Genomic DNA, 847 nt, shown 5'->3' on the forward strand with positions numbered 1-847 from the left:
CCAAACTTTTTGCGGCGTCTGTTTGCGGAAGGTGCGTTTAGCCAAGCTTTCGTTCCTGTACTGTCCGAATATAAAGAAAAATACAGTCTGCAACAGGTACAGGTTTTAGTCAGTCGTACCTCAGGGGCGCTGTTGCTAGTTTTATCCATGCTGACAGTCGTTGTCATTTTAATCGCGCCTTGGGTGGTGACATTATTTGCGCCTGGCTTTGCCGATCAGCCCGACAAATTTGCCATTACCGCTGAGCTGCTCCGTCTTACCTTCCCTTACTTACTGTTTATTTCTATGACCGCTTTTGCCAGCGGTATCTTGCAAAGTTACGGGCGTTTTGCTGCGCCAGCCTTTGCACCAGTATTATTAAACTTATGTATGATTGGCGCTGCGCTAATATTTGCTCCAATGTTCGATACGCCGATTATGGCGCTCGGTTATGCGGTCGCTATCGCTGGTTTGTTGCAGTTTTTAATACAGCTGCCACAGCTATGGCAACAAAAACTGCTGGTCGCACCTAAAGTTGATTTCAAACACGAAGGCGTTAGACGCATCTTAAAACTTATGCTGCCGGCTATCTTTGGCGTCTCTGTCACTCAGATTAATCTGCTGCTCAATACTGTCTTCGCCTCTCTTATGATTGGTGGTTCAGTCTCTTGGTTGTATGCTGCCGAACGTATGAGCGAGCTACCACTAGGACTAATCGGTGTCGCTATCGGTACGGTTATTCTGCCAAGCTTGTCAAAAAGTGAGGCGCAAAAAGATGATGTTAGCTTTAAAAAGACCATTGATTGGGCAGCGCGGCTAATCATTTTGGTTGGTGTTCCAGCATCAGCAGCTCTGTTTATACTGGCCG

1 protein-coding gene is annotated in these 847 nt (G+C 46.8%); it reads left to right on the top strand.

What is annotated here, in order from left to right:
• Positions 1-847: murein biosynthesis integral membrane protein MurJ (murJ, locus tag ACS8FD_RS18600; protein WP_439276934.1), on the top strand; the 847-nt coding region annotated here is incomplete at both ends.

It is taken from the genome of Psychrobacter sp. 1U2, assembly GCF_051847575.1.